This window comes from Xanthomonas indica (assembly GCF_040529045.1).
Lineage (GTDB): Bacteria > Pseudomonadota > Gammaproteobacteria > Xanthomonadales > Xanthomonadaceae > Xanthomonas_A > Xanthomonas_A indica.
This window is the reverse complement of the sequence record NZ_CP131914.1, coordinates 3,794,424-3,809,958: the sequence shown is the minus strand read 5'-3', so window position 1 is coordinate 3,809,958 and position 15,535 is coordinate 3,794,424. Positions and strand designations below refer to the sequence as shown.

At 69.3% G+C, this 15,535-nt stretch carries 14 protein-coding genes; 5 read left to right on the top strand and 9 right to left on the bottom strand.

All coding sequences use genetic code 11. From position 1 onward, the window contains the following. Positions 1–43: 43 nt before the first annotated feature. From murU to Q7W82_RS16535, 4 genes are all read right to left on the bottom strand, one after another. Complete coding sequence (gene murU, locus Q7W82_RS16550) at positions 44–775, bottom strand: N-acetylmuramate alpha-1-phosphate uridylyltransferase MurU (protein WP_242159391.1); 732 nt, start codon at positions 773–775, stop codon at positions 44–46. Continuing rightward, a complete protein-coding gene (locus tag Q7W82_RS16545; protein WP_242159390.1) occupies positions 772–1,800 on the bottom strand; it encodes a phosphotransferase in 1,029 nt (342 codons plus the stop codon). Before Q7W82_RS16545 ends, murU begins: the two co-directional genes overlap by 4 nt. A gap of 73 nt (positions 1,801–1,873) precedes the next feature. Further along, positions 1,874–2,143, bottom strand: coding sequence for a GlsB/YeaQ/YmgE family stress response membrane protein (locus tag Q7W82_RS16540; protein WP_010344083.1), 270 nt, complete (start codon positions 2,141–2,143; stop codon positions 1,874–1,876). A 251-nt stretch (positions 2,144–2,394) separates the two neighbouring features. Continuing rightward, positions 2,395–3,885 (bottom strand): M20 family metallopeptidase, encoded by a 1,491-nt coding sequence (locus tag Q7W82_RS16535; RefSeq protein ID WP_242159389.1) that lies wholly within the window; start codon positions 3,883–3,885, stop codon positions 2,395–2,397. 204 nt (positions 3,886–4,089) lie between these two features. On the opposite strand from Q7W82_RS16535, the gene Q7W82_RS16530 reads away from it, so the two are divergent. The 3 genes from Q7W82_RS16530 (at position 4,090) to Q7W82_RS16520 (ending at position 6,086) form a co-directional block, all read left to right on the top strand. Continuing rightward, the gene (locus tag Q7W82_RS16530) at positions 4,090–4,422 is read left to right on the top strand and encodes a ComEA family DNA-binding protein (RefSeq protein WP_017909203.1); all 333 of its coding nucleotides are present in this window, start codon (positions 4,090–4,092) and stop codon (positions 4,420–4,422) included. A gap of 230 nt (positions 4,423–4,652) precedes the next feature. After that, on the top strand, positions 4,653–5,261 hold the full coding sequence (locus Q7W82_RS16525) for a HutD family protein (RefSeq protein WP_242159388.1): 609 nt from the start codon (positions 4,653–4,655) through the stop codon (positions 5,259–5,261). 117 nt (positions 5,262–5,378) lie between these two features. Continuing rightward, a complete protein-coding gene (locus tag Q7W82_RS16520; RefSeq protein WP_260114919.1) occupies positions 5,379–6,086 on the top strand; it encodes a response regulator transcription factor in 708 nt (235 codons plus the stop codon). Positions 6,087–6,275: 189 nt separating this feature from the next. On the opposite strand, the gene Q7W82_RS16515 is transcribed toward Q7W82_RS16520, so the two are convergent. The 5 genes from Q7W82_RS16515 to Q7W82_RS16495 all read right to left on the bottom strand — a co-directional run bounded on the left by Q7W82_RS16515 (position 6,276) and on the right by Q7W82_RS16495 (position 13,744). After that, positions 6,276–7,196 (bottom strand): FAD:protein FMN transferase, encoded by a 921-nt coding sequence (locus tag Q7W82_RS16515; RefSeq protein WP_242159496.1) that lies wholly within the window; start codon positions 7,194–7,196, stop codon positions 6,276–6,278. Positions 7,197–7,365: 169 nt separating this feature from the next. After that, a complete protein-coding gene (locus Q7W82_RS16510; protein WP_242159386.1) occupies positions 7,366–8,058 on the bottom strand; it encodes a Fe2+-dependent dioxygenase in 693 nt (230 codons plus the stop codon). A gap of 63 nt (positions 8,059–8,121) precedes the next feature. Continuing rightward, positions 8,122–10,419 carry a catecholate siderophore receptor Fiu gene (locus Q7W82_RS16505; RefSeq protein ID WP_242159385.1) on the bottom strand — a complete coding sequence of 766 codons (2,298 nt, stop codon included), beginning with the start codon at positions 10,417–10,419 and terminating at the stop codon, positions 8,122–8,124. 559 nt (positions 10,420–10,978) lie between these two features. Further along, on the bottom strand, positions 10,979–11,998 hold the full coding sequence (locus Q7W82_RS16500; protein ID WP_353949494.1) for a hypothetical protein: 1,020 nt from the start codon (positions 11,996–11,998) through the stop codon (positions 10,979–10,981). Between the two features lie 249 nt (positions 11,999–12,247). Further along, the gene (locus Q7W82_RS16495) at positions 12,248–13,744 is read right to left on the bottom strand and encodes an aminotransferase class III-fold pyridoxal phosphate-dependent enzyme (protein ID WP_242159383.1); all 1,497 of its coding nucleotides are present in this window, start codon (positions 13,742–13,744) and stop codon (positions 12,248–12,250) included. 128 nt (positions 13,745–13,872) lie between these two features. On the opposite strand from Q7W82_RS16495, the gene Q7W82_RS16490 reads away from it, so the two are divergent. Together Q7W82_RS16490 and queA are read left to right on the top strand one after the other, a co-directional pair. After that, the gene (locus Q7W82_RS16490) at positions 13,873–14,304 is read left to right on the top strand and encodes an Lrp/AsnC family transcriptional regulator (RefSeq protein ID WP_010344072.1); all 432 of its coding nucleotides are present in this window, start codon (positions 13,873–13,875) and stop codon (positions 14,302–14,304) included. 145 nt (positions 14,305–14,449) lie between these two features. After that, entirely contained in the window at positions 14,450–15,499 is a 1,050-nt protein-coding gene (gene queA, locus Q7W82_RS16485; protein WP_242159382.1) for a tRNA preQ1(34) S-adenosylmethionine ribosyltransferase-isomerase QueA, read from the top strand. Positions 15,500–15,535: the final 36 nt, after the last annotated feature.

Here is a 15,535-nt window from a genome sequence, read left to right as displayed (position 1 = left end):
CGACAACACATGCCGCGGTTGAGGCTGCCGAAGCTCGCGGGGCTCAGCTTTTCCCCATTCCCGATTCCCCATTCCCGATTCCCAGCACCTCATCCAATTCTGCCAACCGCTGCGGCGTCCCCACATCGGTCCAGCGGCCGTAGTGCCGCAGACCGTGCAGGCGCCCCTGTTCGGCCTGCGCGCGCAGCAGCGGTACCACCGAGAAGCGGGGCGGCGCGCCGGACGCGGCGGGTGCCGGCGCGGCGATGGTCTGCCAGTCGCGCAGCAGGGCCGGGCGGTACATGCCGATGCCGGCGTAGGTCAGCAGCGGGTCGCCGGCGTTGTGCACGTGCCCGTCGTCCTGCAGGGCGAAATCGCCGTGCGCGGCATAGGCCGGCGGGTCCACCAGCACCAGTTGCGCCAGGCCGGGCGGCTCCGGCGCCAGCCGGGCGAAATCGAAGTCGGTCCAGATGTCGCCGTTGACCAGCAGGAACGGCGCCTCGCCGAGCAGCGGCAGCGCGTGCAGCATGCCGCCGCCGGTTTCCAGCGGCGTGGCGCCTTCGTAGGAATAGGCGATGTGCAGCCCGAACGCGCTGCCGTCACCGAGCGTCTGCGGGAACTGTTCGGCCAGCCAGGAGGTGTTGATCACCACCTCGCGCACGCCGAGCGCGGCAAGCTTGCGCAGGTGCCAGACGATCAGCGGCGTGCCGCCCACCGCCAGCAGCGGCTTGGGCGTGTGCGCGGTCAGCGGACGCATGCGCTCGCCCAGGCCGGCGGCGAAGATCAGCGCCTTCATGCGCCGGCCGCCGCGCGCTGCGCCAGGGCCGGCTTGATCCGCGTCTGCAGCAACTGCGCCAGCGGCTGCAGGCTGGGGTGCCGCGGCAACGCCTCGTCGAGGTAGGCGATGAAGCGCGGTACGTTGTCCAGGTACCAGGCCTTGCCGTCGCGGTAGTTGAGCCGCGCGAAGATGCCCAGGTTCTTCAGGTGGCGCTGGATGCCCATCCATTCGGCGTCGCGCAGGAACTGCGCCAGCGGCGGCACCGGGATCCCGGCCTGCAGCGCGCGCGCGTGATAACCGGCCAGCCAGGCGTCCACCTGCGCCAGCGGCCAGCTGACCGTGGTGTCCTTGAACAGGCTGACCGGGTCGTAGGCCACCGGCCCGACCACGCAGTCCTGGAAGTCCAGCACCGCCGGGCCGTCGGCTGCCGGCATCAGGTTGCGCGGCATGAAGTCGCGATGCACCAGCACCTGCGGTTGCGCCAGCGCGTTGTCCATGAGCTGGCGCTGCACCCCGTGCAGGGCTGCGCGCTCGTCGGCCTCCAGGGTGATCCCCAGGTGGCGCTGCAGGAACCAGTCTTCGAACAGCCCGGCATCGCGTTGCAGCAGCGCCTCGCCGAACACGCCCAGTCCCGGCGGCGGCGCGATGGCCTGCAGCCGCAGCAACTGGCCGAGCGCCGCGTCGAAGTGCGCGTCCGCCGTGGTCGTGTCCAGGCGTTGTGCCAGGGTCGGTTGCCCCAGGTCTTCCAGCAGCAGGAAACCGGCCTCCGCGTCCTGCGCCAGGATTTCCGGCACCCGTACCCCGCCGCCCTGCAGCAGGGCGTGCATGCGCAGCCACGGCCGCACGTCTTCCAGGTCCGGCGGCGAATCCATCACAATGCGGCTGATGCCGCGGCCGTGGCTGCGCCAGTAGCTGCGCTGGCCGGCGTCCACCGAGGCGCGCTCCAGCGTCGCCTGTGCATCGTCGAGGGCCGTGCGCGCCCAGGCCAGGCGGTGCGCGGCGCGTGCCGCAAGGACATCGGGAACGGTCGGGCTGGCGCTCATCGGCAGGCTGTGGCGGAAACGAGCCGCACAGCGTAAACGGGCGCCGCCGCCATGGCGAGCGGCGCCGCGTGCCTCAGCGTTTGCTGGAGAACAGCCGCAGCAAGGCGAGCAGGGCGATGGCGCCGAGCAGCGCACCGAGGAAGCCCGCCGGCTCGCCGCGGCTGTACCAGCCCATGTAGTGGCCGAACCAGCCGGCCAGCAACGCGCCGGCGATGCCCAGCAGCACGGTGAACAGGCAGCCGGAGCGCCCGCTGCTGGGGCCGAGGAAACGCGCCAGCAGGCCGACCACGAAGCCCACCAGGATGATGTAGAGCCAGCTGTCGCTGCCGAACAGAGTGTGCATGGAGAGCATTCCGGACGCGGAGGGGAATCAGCGTCGGATCGTGCCAGATCGACGGTGATGGCGTCGATGCTTGCGTGCGCCGCGCAGGCGGCCCAGCCCAACGGGGCTGGCCGCTCACGCTACCCAGCGATCACGCCACGGATGAGGCGTCGCGTTTGGACCGACGCCTCTCCTGCAGCAAACCAGGGAAGTCAGGCAGCCAGGAAACCGGCTCCGCCAATCCCCAATCCCGACTCCCCAATCCCGGCCTCTCAACAGCAGCCGTGCCCGCCATGCTGCTCGCCGCCGGCCACCGCGGCGCTGCCGGTGGTCTCGCCGCGCAGGCTGGCGGCGTGGTGGGCCGCAATCACCCGCGACACGCAGGCGGTGACCCGCTTGCCCATCGGGATGTGCAGGAACTCGTTGGGGCCGTGTGCGTTGGAATGCGGGCCGAGCACGCCGGTGATCATGAACTGCGCGCCGGGGAACTTCTCGCCGAGCATGCCCATGAACGGGATCGAGCCGCCTTCGCCCATGTACATCGCCGGCTTGCCGAAGGCCGCCTGCGAGGCCGATTCGATCGCGTCGGTCAGCCATGGCGACTGTGCCGGCGCGTTCCAGCCGGAGGAGGATTTCTCCAGCGCCAGCGACACCTCGGCGCCATACGGCGGGTCGCGCAGCAGCACCTCTTTCAGCAGTTCGCCGGCGCGCTTGCCGTCCAGCGTCGGCGGCAGGCGCAGCGACAGCTTCACCGCGGTCTCCGGGCGCAGCACGTTGCCGGCCGAGGCCAGCGGCGGCAGCCCGTCGGCGCCGGTCACCGACAGCGCCGGGCGCCAGGTGCGGTTGAGCACCAGCTCGGACAGGTCCTCGTGCATCGGCCGCATGCCGGGCAGGAACGGGAACTTGCTGTAGACCTCGTCGCCCAGCACCTCGGCGACCTTGCGCGCCTGCGTCAGTCGCTCCTCGGGAATCTCGGCGTACAGGCCGTCGACCTTGATCTTGCCGGTGGCCTCGTCCTCCAGCCGCGACAGCAGGTCGCGCAGCACGCGGAAGCTCGACGGCACCACGCCGGAGGCGTCGCCCGAATGCACGCCTTCGCTGAGCACCTTGACGCTGAAGTTGCCGCCGGCCAAACCGCGCAGCGAGGTCGTGCACCACAGCTGTTCGTAGTTGCCGCAGCCCGAATCCAGGCACACCACCAGCGAGGGCTTGCCGATCCGCGCCGCCAGGTGGTCGACGTAGGCGGGCAGGTCGTAGCTGCCCGATTCCTCGCAGGCCTCGATCAGCACCACGCAGCGTGCGTGCGGGATGCCCTGGTCCTGCAACGCCTGGATCGCCGCCAGCGAACCGAACAGCGCGTAGCCGTCGTCCGCGCCGCCGCGGCCGTACAGGCGGTCGCCCTTGAGCACCGGGGTCCACGGGCCCAGGTCGGCGTCCCAGCCGGACATTTCCGGCTGCTTGTCCAGGTGCCCGTACAGCAGCACCGTGTCCTCGCCGGTCGCCTCGCTGCTGGCCGGCACTTCCAGGTAGATCAACGGAGTGCGGCCTTCCAGTTGCACCACCTCCACCTGCAGGCCCGGGATCGCCTGCGCCCGCGCCCAGCGCTCCATCAGCGCCACCGCATCGGCCATGTAGCCGTGCGCGACCCAATCGGCGTCGAACATCGGCGATTTATTGGGGATGCGGATGTAATCGACCAGTTGCGGGACGATGTCGTCATCCCACTTTTCGCTCAGGAAACGGTCGATCTTGGCACTGTCCATGAAAAACTCCGAAGTGATTGCACACGTGTGCAGTCATTCTACGCCCCGGTGCCGGTGTAGGGTTTTTCCTACACGTCGACGCGCCGTTTACCTGCTGTTTGTGACGCGCTCCGACGATAGGCTGTACCCATGTGGCGAGCGATGCTGACCACGCCGGCAGGAAAGGCCGGCGAAGTCCCCATCCAAGTCACAAGGAGCGTTGCCATGCAGTCTTTTATCGTGGTCCTGAAGTCGCTGGTCGTTGCCCTGATGCTGTCCGGTTCCGCGCTCGCCGCGGACAAGGTCAACATCAACTCCGCTGGAGCGGAGGAAATCGACCAGGTGTTGGTGAACGTGGGAGCCTCCAAGGCTCAGGCGATCGTCGACTACCGGCAGGCGCACGGACCTTTCAAGAGCGCCGAGGAACTGGCCCTGGTGAAAGGCATCGGACTCAAGACGGTCGAACGGAACCGCGACCGGATCGATGTGGGCGCCACGAAGGCACCCGCGCCGACAGCCGCCAAGCAGGCAGCTGCCAAGCCGGTGGAAAGGCGTTAAAGGGATTTGCAACGAAAGGATAGGGCCGGCGCTGGACGCGCGGCCGCAGCCTCACTGAGCAGGACGCGAAGGGGGAAGGCAGGAAGCCGACAGGGAGGTACATCGTCGCCCGGCGTTGCACAGTGACGTGCAGCCGGGCGATGTTTTTTTTGGGGCCATGGCGCGTCTTGCGTGGCCCTGCCGGCTGGCCGGGGACAGGCGCCGATGCCGCGATCGTGCAGAATGTGCGGATGGACCGGTACATGCTGCCCGCGCGGGTGATTCCCGCCAACGCGTATCGCCGCGAACGCTGGCGCAATGGCCTGGGCTGGACCCGGGAGATCCTGCGCCTGCCGGCATCCGGCGACGACTGGCTGCTGCGCCTGTCCATCGCCGAGATCGAGCAGGATGCCGCGTTCTCCGCCTTCCCCGGGATCGACCGCGAACTGGTCCTGCTGCGCGGCAACGGCGTGCGCCTGCGCTTCGACGATGGCGAGGAGCAGGTGCTGCAGGACCCGTATGCGCGCCTGCGCTTCGCCGGCGAGCGGCCGCTGCGCGGCGAGTTGCTGGACGGGCCGACCCACGATTTCAACCTCATGTGGCGACGTGACCGGCTGCGCACGCAACTGCTGCACCGGCCGCTGGTCGGGCCGATGTTGTTCTTCGCCGAACCCGGCGTCGCCTGGGCCGTTCATCTTCTGGCAGGGCAAGCGCAGTTCGATGCGGCCAGCGGACTGCCGCCACTGGCGGCCGGCGACAGCGCCTGGTTGGCCGCCGATGCCAGGCGCCGCTTCGCTTTGAGCGGGGGTGGGGAGTTGCTGGCGATGCGTATCGAGGCCGCGCCGACGCCCACGGACTGAGCCTGCGCGACCCCGCGCGCGGGTCTTGCGGCGTCGGCGCCGACCGCGTCCAATGCGCGGGCGCGGCCATCCGGGCCGCTCAGCGGAAGCCGACAGGTGCTCTCGGACAACAGGTGGTTGGCAAAAATCCTGGTAGCGGACGCGGACGCGGCCTTGCGCGACCGGATCCGCGATTACCTGGCCTGCTTCAACCTGCAGACGCACGACGCCGACAGCGCGCCGCACCTGCAGGCGCAACTGGCGGCCGGGCATTACGACGCGGTGGTCCTCGATGCCGGCCTCGACGGCGCCGAAGGCCTGCGCCTGTGCCGGCAACTGCGCGACCGCGGCGACATCGCCATCGTGATGATGGCCGACCGCGCCGAACCGGTGGACCGGGTGATCGGGCTGGATCTGGGTGCGGACGACTTCCTGGTGCGGCCGCCCGACCTGCGCGAACTGGTAGCGCGGCTCAACGCCGTGCTGCGCCGGGTGCGTGCGACGCAGCCACCGCCGGCCGCGCACGGCGGCTGGCAGGTCGATGCCGCGCGTCACCAGGCGGTGGCGCCGGACGGACGGACGATCCCGCTGTCGCCGGGCGAACTGCGGCTGATGGCGGTGTTCCTGGAACAGCCGGGCGAGGTGCTCAGCCGCGAAGTGCTGCGGACGGCGCTGGGCGACGGCGAGGCCAGCGCAGTGGCGGGCAGCCGCGGCATCGATCTGCAGGTCTCGCGGCTGCGCCAGAAGCTCGGCGACGACCCGCTGGTGCCGCAATGGATCCGCACGGTGCGCGGCAAGGGCTATGTGTTCGAACTGCAGCGCATGGGGCTGCCGGCCGCGCGCTGAGGGCGTGACGGCATGAAGGTGTGGTGGTGTGGCACGCCTGGCGTCGCCGCCGCAGAAGCAGAGCCCGCAGTTGTCACCGCAGCCTCCAAAGGCGGGGTAGCGGCGTGTCGTCCGGCACGCGCCGGCGCGGTCTGTCGCGCGGTGACGGGTGTGCCTCGTGACCGCGGCGCGTGGAGCAGCGCGCTGCGCTCAGGCCTGCGCCAGCGCGGCGAAGGCGCTGCTGCGCCGTTCCTGCACGCCACCGTCCTGGCGCAGCAGAAAGCGCACCGCGATGCCTTCGCGCTCGGCACAGGCCAGGCCCACCTCGGCGCCCAGCACGCCGAGCGCGGTGGCCCAGGCATCGGCCCGCATGGCATCGGCGGCGGCCACGGTGACCGTGGCCAGCGTTGCCGCGATCGGCTGGCCGCTGCGTGGGTCCAGCAGGTGCCCGTAGCGCCGGCCATCCTGTTCGAAGTGGTGCCAGCGGTCGCCGGAGGTGGCCACCGCCAGGCCGTCGGCCGCGAGCGTGCGCGGCGGTGCATCGCTGCGCACGCCGTCCTCCGGGGCCGCCTCGAGCAGCACCCGCCACGCCTGCCCATCCGGCTTACGGCCATAGCCGTAGAGATCGCCGCCGACCTCCACCAGCGCGCTTTCCACGGCACGCGCCTGCAGCGCCCGGACCGCCAGGTCGACGCCGTAGCCCTTGGCGATCGCCGACAGATCCAGCTGCAGCCCGCCCGGCTGGTGCCAGCGGCCTTGCGCGTCGACGCTCAGCCGGCGCCAGTCGCCCGCGGCGCGGGCCTGTCGCAGCGCCGTGGCGTCGGGCACGCGCCGATTCCCGGCGGTGGCGCCGAAGCCCCATAGGCCGAGCACGGTGCCGATCGTGGGATCGAAGGCGCCGCTGCTACGTTGCGCCACCTCCACCGCGCAATGCAGCACCGTGTCCAGCGCGCCGGGCAAGGTGTGCCAGGTGCCGGCATCGGCGTGGTTGTAGCGGCTGAGGTCCGATTGCGCGTCCCAGGTGCTCATCTGCGCGACCAGCAGATCGAGCTGCGCCTGGATCGCTGCGCGCAGCGTGTGCGGGTCGCTGCCGTGGGGCGGCAGCAGCCTGGCGCTCCAGCGCGTGCCCATGCTGCTGCCGTGCAACGTGGCGATGCCGGCGCTGGGGCGTATCGCCGGCGGCGACGCGGGGCCGCTCACGCGACAACGAAGCGCGGCGGTGCAACGCCGGCGTGATTGCATCCGCCGCCGCGCGAGCGTGCGCCGATGGCGTGTGCGGCGTTCCGATTGCCGCGCGCGCTCATGTCTCCGACCAGTCGCGCAGCAGGTTGTGGTAGACGTTGGTCAGGCGCAGCAGCGCCGCCGCGTCCGCGCCGCTGGCGGTCAGCGCCTGGATCGCGGTGTCCAGGTCGAACAGGGTCTGCCGCCGGCCGGCGTCGCGCACCAGGCTCTGTACCCAGAAGAACGAGGCCAGGCGCGCGCCGCGGGTCACCGGCGCCACCCGGTGCAGGCTGCTGGACGGATACAGGATCAGATCGCCCGCAGGCAGCTTGACCTCGTGCTCGCCATAGGTGTCGTGGATCAGCAGCTCGCCGCCGTCGTACTCCTCCGGCGCGCTGAGGAACAGGGTGCAGGACAGGTCGCTGCGCACGGTCAGCGCCGGCCGCGCGGCGGTGGCGGCCTGGGTCATCACCGCGCCATCGACGTGCAGGCCGTAGCTGCCGCCGCCGGTGTAGCGATTGAAGCGCGGTGGGATGGTGCGCAGCGGCAGCGCCGCGGCGAAGTACAGCGGGCTGCGCGCCAGGGCGCTCAGCACCGCCTGGCCGAGGTCCTGCTTCAGCGGCGAGGCATCGGCGAGTTGCTGGTTGCGCTTGACCTGGGCGCCCTGCGTACCGACGGTCTCGCGGCCGTCCACCCAGTCAGCGGATTGCAGTGCCTGGCGAAACCGCGCGACCTCATCGGCCGTCAGGATGTCGGGAATGTGCAGCAGCATGGGGCGCTCCGGCGGTGGACGCCCAGGATAGGGCGTCCACCGCGCACTGGCAGGTGCGGTCGGTCAGAACCGGACCTCGGCGGTCAGCAGCACCGAGCGCGGCGCGCCGGGCGTGTAGCGGAAGCCGCTCTTGTTGATGGCGGCGACGTAGTCCTTGTCGAACAGGTTGTAGGCATTCAGGCGCAGCGCCACGTGGTCGTTGACCGGATAGCTCAGCACCGCGTCCCACACCGTGTACGACTTCACGAACGCCGGCGTGCCGACCGCGCCGTCGCGGCCGCGCTTCATCTCGCCCGAGTAACGGACACCGCCGCCGACGGTCAGTCCGAACGGCAGGGTGTAGGTGGTCCAGGCGGTGAACGCACTGTCCGGCGTGTAGGCCAGGTCCTGACTGCCGTCCTGCGAGACGGTCGTGCCTTGCCGCACCCGCGCATCCAGCTTGGTGTAGCCGCTGGACAGCGACCAGCGCTCGGTCAGCTTGCCCACCGCCGACAGTTCGATGCCCTGCACGCGTTTCTCGCCGCTCTGGTAGTACAGCCCGTCGCTGCCCTGCACGATTTCGTTGTTCACGTCGGTGCGGAACAGCGCCAGCGTCGCGAACAGCGCGTCGTCGAGGAAGTTCCACTTCGTGCCGACCTCGGCAGTCCTGGCCTTCTGCGGGTCGAAGCGCGGGTTGTTGGCGTTGTTGGCCGAGGCGCTCAGTTCCAGCGTGCTGCCGCCGGGCGGCTGCTGCGAGGTGGCGAAGTTCGCGTACACGCTCACGTCCTCGTTGGCCTTGTAGACCGCGCCGAGTTTCCAGCTGAACAACGTGTCGGCGATGTCGGTGTCCAGGCCGACCACGGTGGCGCAGGGCGCGGCGGTGGAGGTGGCGGACGTGCAGACCAGGCTGTCGAAGTCGGTCTTGTAGCGGTCGGCGCGCACGCCGGCGGTGACCAGGAAGCTGTCGCCGAACTTCAGCGTATCGAAGGCGTAGGCCGAGTAGGTGGTGGTGGTGCCATGGCTGCGCGCGCCGTTGCGCGCCGTGCGCAGCGGCGTGGTGTTCCAGTCCGGCGCATACAGGTTGGCCGGATTGGCCGCCAGCCAGGCGGCGCGGTCGACGAGGTTGTGCCCCCAACTGCGCAACTCCTCGCGCGAGACTTCCACGCCGGTGCTGAGGTTGTGCTGCACCGCGCCGGTGGCGAAGTCCACGCGCAGGTTCAACTGGTCGGCGAGCAGGGTGTACTGCTGGTCCTTGAAGGTCGGCAGGCTGCGCGCCACCGTCCAGGTCGCCGGATCGGCCGGATTCGGCGTGCGCAGGTTGGCGGCGTTGGGCATGAACGCGAACAGCAGGTAATCCTGTTCGTTGCGGCCCCAGCGCGCGGTATTGGTCAGCTTGACCGTGTCGGACACGTCGTGCTCGATGCGGAAGGTCGCCATCTTCGCGGTCACGTCGTCGTGGTCGGCGCGGGTGCCGTAGAAGTTGGCGCTGTCCACGCGCGCGGCGCCGCCGAGCCACGGCCGCGTGGGATCCGGCGAGCTGTAGCCGGGCAGGCCGATGGTCGGCACGCCGCCGTCGGGCACGTTGTCCTGCTTCACGTACAGCAGGTCGAGCAGGTAGCGCGTCTCGGTGCCCAGGCCGAACGCCAGCGACGAGGCCAGGCCCCAGCGCTTGTTGGCGACATGGTCGCGGCCGATGGCGTCGCTGTCCTGGCCCATCACGTTCACCCGCAGCGCACTGCTGGCGCCCAGGACCTGGTTCCAGTCCGCGGTGGCGCGGCGCTGGCCATGGTCGCCGCCGGACAGCGTGGCGCTGCTGGCGTTGTCCAGGTGCGCCTGCTTGCTCACCAGGTTGATCGCGCCGGTCGGCGCGCTACGCCCGTTGTCGGTGCCGGCCGGGCCTTTCTCGACCTCGATCTGCTCGATGTTGAAGACGTCGCGCGAGATCGAACCGAGGTCGCGCAGCCCGTCGACGAAGATGCTGCTGGAACTGTCGAAGCCGCGCATGTAGATCGCATCGCCGGTGCTGGTATTGCCGTTCTCGCCGACATAGAACGTGCCCACGCCGGGGCTGTTGCGCAGCGCTTCGGTGAGGGTGGTGGCGCCCTGTTCGTTGAACAGGTCCTTGCCGATGATGTTGAGGGTCTGCGGGGTGTCGATCAGCGGCTGGGTGAACTTCGGCGAATCCGGCACTTCCACCAGGTAGCGCTTGGCGCGCTGGGCCTGCACGTCGACCTGGTCCAGCGTCGTGGGCTGGTCGGCCGCCGCCGCGTGCGCGGAGGAGAGCAGGCTCAGCCCGCCGAGCAGCATGGCGGTGGTGAGGGTCGTCGGTGCCGCGGCCTGGCGGGTCACGGTGTGTTTGCGGCGCTTGATCGGAGAGGTCATGGGCGGTTCGGTTTGCAGGATGGAGGACGGACCGACGGCGGACAGCGCCGTCCCCCAGTGGGCGGACGCGGCGCCGGGGTCGGGTGGCTGGCGAAGGGCGCTGCCGCTGGTGCGATGCGGGCAGTGCGTTCATTTTCCATGCAAATGCGAATTGTTTGCAATCTCTTTGTCGTTTTTGCGCCAGCGGTATTCCCGCCGCATCACCGTCGGTGCCGAGGCGGTGTGCGCTATCCGCTTGGGTTGGACGAATGCCGGTTCGCGCTCGGACGGCGGCTGGGGCGTTGCCGGAAGCCCTGGTCGGACCTGGTGCCCGTGGCGACGTTTGCCCTGCGCGCGACAGCGGGGGGGGGGGGGGGGGCGGGCCACGTCGCGTACGCGGCGGGATCGCGCGTCATCGCGAGGATGGCCGCCGACACCGCCGGCATCGGAGCGCGCCGGCGTGTCGGGAAACTCGCGCCGGCGACGCGGAGTGGCCGGAAGATGCCGGCATGACACAGCCTCGGGACGCGCTATCGGGTCGATCACCTCGACCCGAGCGCGGTCTCAAGGCGAAAACGCGCTAATCGAGTTTCCCCTCGGACCAGCAGATCTCCCAGGTGTTCGGATCGCCGGATCCGCTGCACCCATAGCGAATGGAAATCGTGGGCAGGATCCCGTCCAGGCTGCCGTAAATGTTGGTCAGGAAGCCGGGTTCGACTTCCACCGGCTTGATGTGCGCGCTGTCCAGCACCTTGGTCCAGGTGCCGGTAAATGCGTCCTCTCCTTCCGCGCGATACACGCAGACGCCTTTTGCCGTCCCCCACTCGGGATAGGCGGGGCCATAGCTGGAGTCCAGATGCGCCTCGCAGACGCTGGCCATGTAGTAAAAATAGTGCCCGTTGTAGGATCCTGGCGCAAAGCCGAGCGCGGGCTTGGCATGCGAGATGCCGCTTTGCCCGTTCAAGGTGAGGCCTTTCTGGCTGAGCTTTCGCTTCTCGCCGAAGTTGATGGCGTCCGGCGACTCCCGGTAGAAATAAGTGATGTCGCCGTTGCCATCCACATAGGTGTAGATGGTTCTGATGCCGGCTGCGCCGTCCGCGCTCCAGGCAACGGATTGTCCTGTGCCATAGGTGCCGGGGTCACCGTCATGGATCACGGGCGCGTCGTGCTTCTTCCAGTTGATGCCATCGTTGGAAAACGCCACGGCGATGCGATTGTCGATGCCGTTGCTGCCGGGCCGCTCCGTGGTGTAGTACATCACGTAGCTGTATTCCTGGCCTTGGTAATTCCACCGTCCACGGGTCACCGTGGGGTCGCAGGTGTGGACGCCTTCCCAGGTAAGCGGGCGTGCGCCGCGCAAGAACTGATTGGCTTGAAGGACAATCACGGGAGCGCTCCAACTGCCCGTTCCCGTGCGCTCGCGGTATTTGACGACGTCATGGCCATTCAAGTGACCGCACCACCACACTTTCTCTTTTCCATCCAGATCGATGAGCGAACTGGGGGAGTAGTCCCATCCAGGCTGGTCGAATAGCAGTTCGCCGTCGGAAAACGTAGCGGCGTTGGCCACGGGATGAGCGGCCGCAAACAGCAGGCTCATGGAGAGGAGGAGAGAGGTGCGCATTCGTTGGACCATCGCTGAATTCGAATCAGTATAGGTGACTCGGTGCGAGCCGAGGCGGGCGAACGCTCCAACTCGATACGCGAATTGTCTTGCGATTGTCGCGGTTCGCGAGCGCCACAAAACAAGCGCATGGCGATCGCGCATGCGCTTGTGGCGGGCACGAGCGAACTGCCTGCCCCATGCTGGCGGGTCATGGGGCCGTAATGCTTGCAGCCCCGAGCGAACTCAGGCTGCCGCGGCTTGGGCGATGCGTGGGCCTTCGCGCAGGGCGCGGCCGATCAGCCCGACCAGCAGGTCCAGTTCCTCGCTGTCCATCGCGAAGTGCGGAGTGAAGCGCAGCGAGTTCTCGCCGCCGTGGATCACGTTGACACCGTGCTGGCGCAGCCACTCCTCGGTGGAACCGGCGCCGTAGCACTTGTACTGCGGGGCCAGCGCGCAGGAGAACAGCAGGCCCGTGCCCTGCACCTGGGTGATGGCGCCGCCGAGTTCGGCCTTGAGCTTCTCCAGCTTCTGCACCGCCTCGGCGCCGCGCTCGCGGATGTTGGCGCGCACCTGCGGGGTCAGCTGTGCCAGGGTCGCGGTGGCCACGTCCAGCGCGCGCGGGTTGCTGGTCATGGTGTTGCCGTAGGTGCCCTTGCGGTACACCTGCGCCGCGTGATCGGTCACCGCCAGCACCGACAGCGGGTACTGCGCGGCGTTGAGCGCCTTCGAATAGGTTTCCAGGTCCGGCGGGTCGAGCTGCTCGAAGCCGGGATAGTCCACCACCGACAGCACGCCGTGCGCGCGCAGGCCGGCCTGGATCGAGTCCACCAGCAGCAGGCTGCCGTGGTGGCGGGTCAGCTCGCGCGCGGCGGCGTAGAACGCCGGCGGCAGGGCACGGCCGGGGTCGCCTTCGCCCATCACCGGCTCCAGGAATACCGCCTCGATGAACCAGCCGTGCTGCTCGGCTTCGGCGAAGGCGCGGCGCAGCGCCTCCACGTCGTAGGGCGCGATGGCGATCAGCGCATCGTCGCCGCGGTAGCTGGCCAAGTGCTGCAGATAGGTCTTGCGGCTGGAGTCGGAGTACATGCCCGGCCGGTCGGTGCGGCCGTGGAAGCTGCCCTTGACCACCAGGCGCTTGATCTTGGCGCCGGCATGGCGCGCGCCCGGATCGGTCTGCAGCTTGGCGTTGATGTCGACGATGCGCGCGGCCAGGCCCACCGCTTCGGAGCCGGAGTTGAGGCACATGAAGCGGCTGTACGGACAGCCGCCGCGGCGGTGGCCGATCTCTGCGCGCAGCGCGCGCTCGAAGCGCAACTGCGACAGGTTGGGGGTCATCACGTTGGCCATCACCTGCGGCCGCGCCATCGCCTCCAGCACCGCCTCCGGCGTGTGGCCGAAGCCGAGCATGCCGTAGCCGCCGGCGTCGTACAGCACGGCGCCCTTGAGCGTGACCACCCACGGGCCGCGTGCGCTCAGCGCCACGTAGGGAGTGACCGCGTCGTCGGCGTAGAAATTGACGAAACCGGCCTGCAGATGGCGGATCTGCTCGGCTTCGTCCAGTTCCAGCAATTCGCCGAATTCGGCAGCGATGCGCGCATAGTCTTCGCCTGCCGCCTCGATCGCCGCGTGCAGCGCCGGATGCGAGGCCGCCAGCCGCTCGATGCTGGCGTCGTCCAGGCCGTGGGTCAGGCGGTCGCCGGCATGGGCACGGAGCGGGGCGAGGGGGCCGAGTACGGTCATGGGCGATCTCCTGAAGGCGGGCTGTCTGGTGACGATCCTGCCTATTATCGGGACAGGATCGTCGAATGGCAGCGTGAATCCGTGCAGGAATTGACGCAATTTCGTCGATTCGACGAAAATCCCTGGCCATGAAGATCACCGCCTCCGACGACGCCCTGCTGTCGCTGCTGCGCGAGGACGCGCGCGCCTCCACCGCCCAGATCGCCCGCCGCCTCGGCCTGTCGCGCACCACGGTGCAGAGCCGGATCGAGCGGCTGGAGCGCGAGGGCGTGATCTGTGGCTACACCGTGCGCACCCGCGACGACTACGAACAGGGCCATATTCGCGCGCATATCCTGATCACCGTGCTGCCGAAGAAGATGACCTCGGTGGTCAAGGCGCTGCGCGAGATCGATGCGGTGCGCGTGCTGCATTCGGTCAGCGGCTCCTTCGACCTGATCGCGCTGGGCGTGGTGCCGGGCGTCAACGACATGGACGAACTGACCGACCGCATCGGTGCGCTGGATGGGGTGGAGCGCACGACCTCGTCGATCATTCTGTCCACCAAGTTCGAGCGCTGAGGGGCCGGGATCCGGGATCCGGGATTGGGCATTGGGGATTGGCAAGAGCGCGGTCCCGCTTCTGTCTAGGCAACTCCCCAATCCCGAATCCCCAATCCCGGCGCCGCTACAATGGCCGGCCAAATTCCCGATCTCCCCCGGCGCCTTGAAAAAGTCCGATTTCCACTACGACCTGCCCGAAGACCTGATCGCGCAAGCGCCGCTGGCCGAGCGCTCGGCCAGTCGCCTGCTGCTGGTGCCACCGGCGCCGGCGCCCTTCGCCGACCGCCACGTGCGCGACCTGCCGGAGTTGCTGCGTGCCGGCGATCTGCTGATCTTCAACGATACGCGGGTGATTCCGGCGCGGCTGTTCGGGCAGAAGCGCACCGGCGGGCGGGTCGAGATCCTGATCGAGCGGCTGCTCGGCGGCCAGCGCGCGCGGGCGCAGTTGGGCGTGAGCAAGTCGCCCAAGGCCGGCGCACGCATCGCCCTGGACGCCGGCGGCGAGGCCGAGGTGCTGGGCCGCGACGGTGAGTTCTACCAGTTGCAGTTCCATGTGGATGGCGCGCTGGAGCACTGGCTGCAGCAGGCCGGACGGTTGCCGTTGCCGCCGTACATCCGCCGCGAGCCGGGCCTGGACGACCGCGAGCGCTACCAGACCGTGTTCGCGCGCGAGGCCGGCGCGGTCGCCGCGCCGACCGCCGGGCTGCACTTCGACGCGCCGCTGCTGCAGGCGCTGCAGGCGCGCGGAGTCGAGGTCGGGCATGTGACCCTGCACGTCGGCGCCGGCACCTTTCAGCCGGTGCGGGTGGAGGCGCTGGAACAGCATCAGATGCACCGCGAGTGGCTCAACGTCGGCGCCAGCCTGGTCGAACAGGTGCGGCGCACGCGCGCGGCCGGCGGCCGCGTGATCGCGGTCGGGACCACGGTGGTGCGCGCGCTGGAGAGCGCGTCCAAGGACGGCGAATTGCATCCCTTCGCCGGCGAGACGCAGATCTTCATCCTGCCGGGCTACCGCATCCGCAGCGTCGACGCGATGGTGACCAACTTCCATCTGCCCGAGAGCACGCTGCTGATGATGGTCTCGGCCTTCGCCGGCCGCGAGCGCATCTTCGCCGCCTACCGCCACGCCATCGCACAGCGCTACCGCTTCTTCAGCTATGGCGATGCGATGTTGCTGTGGAGCAGCGAGACGCCGGCCGACCGCGCTGCGTGATACGCCGTGTTGCCGCGCCCGCACACGAGCGGGCGC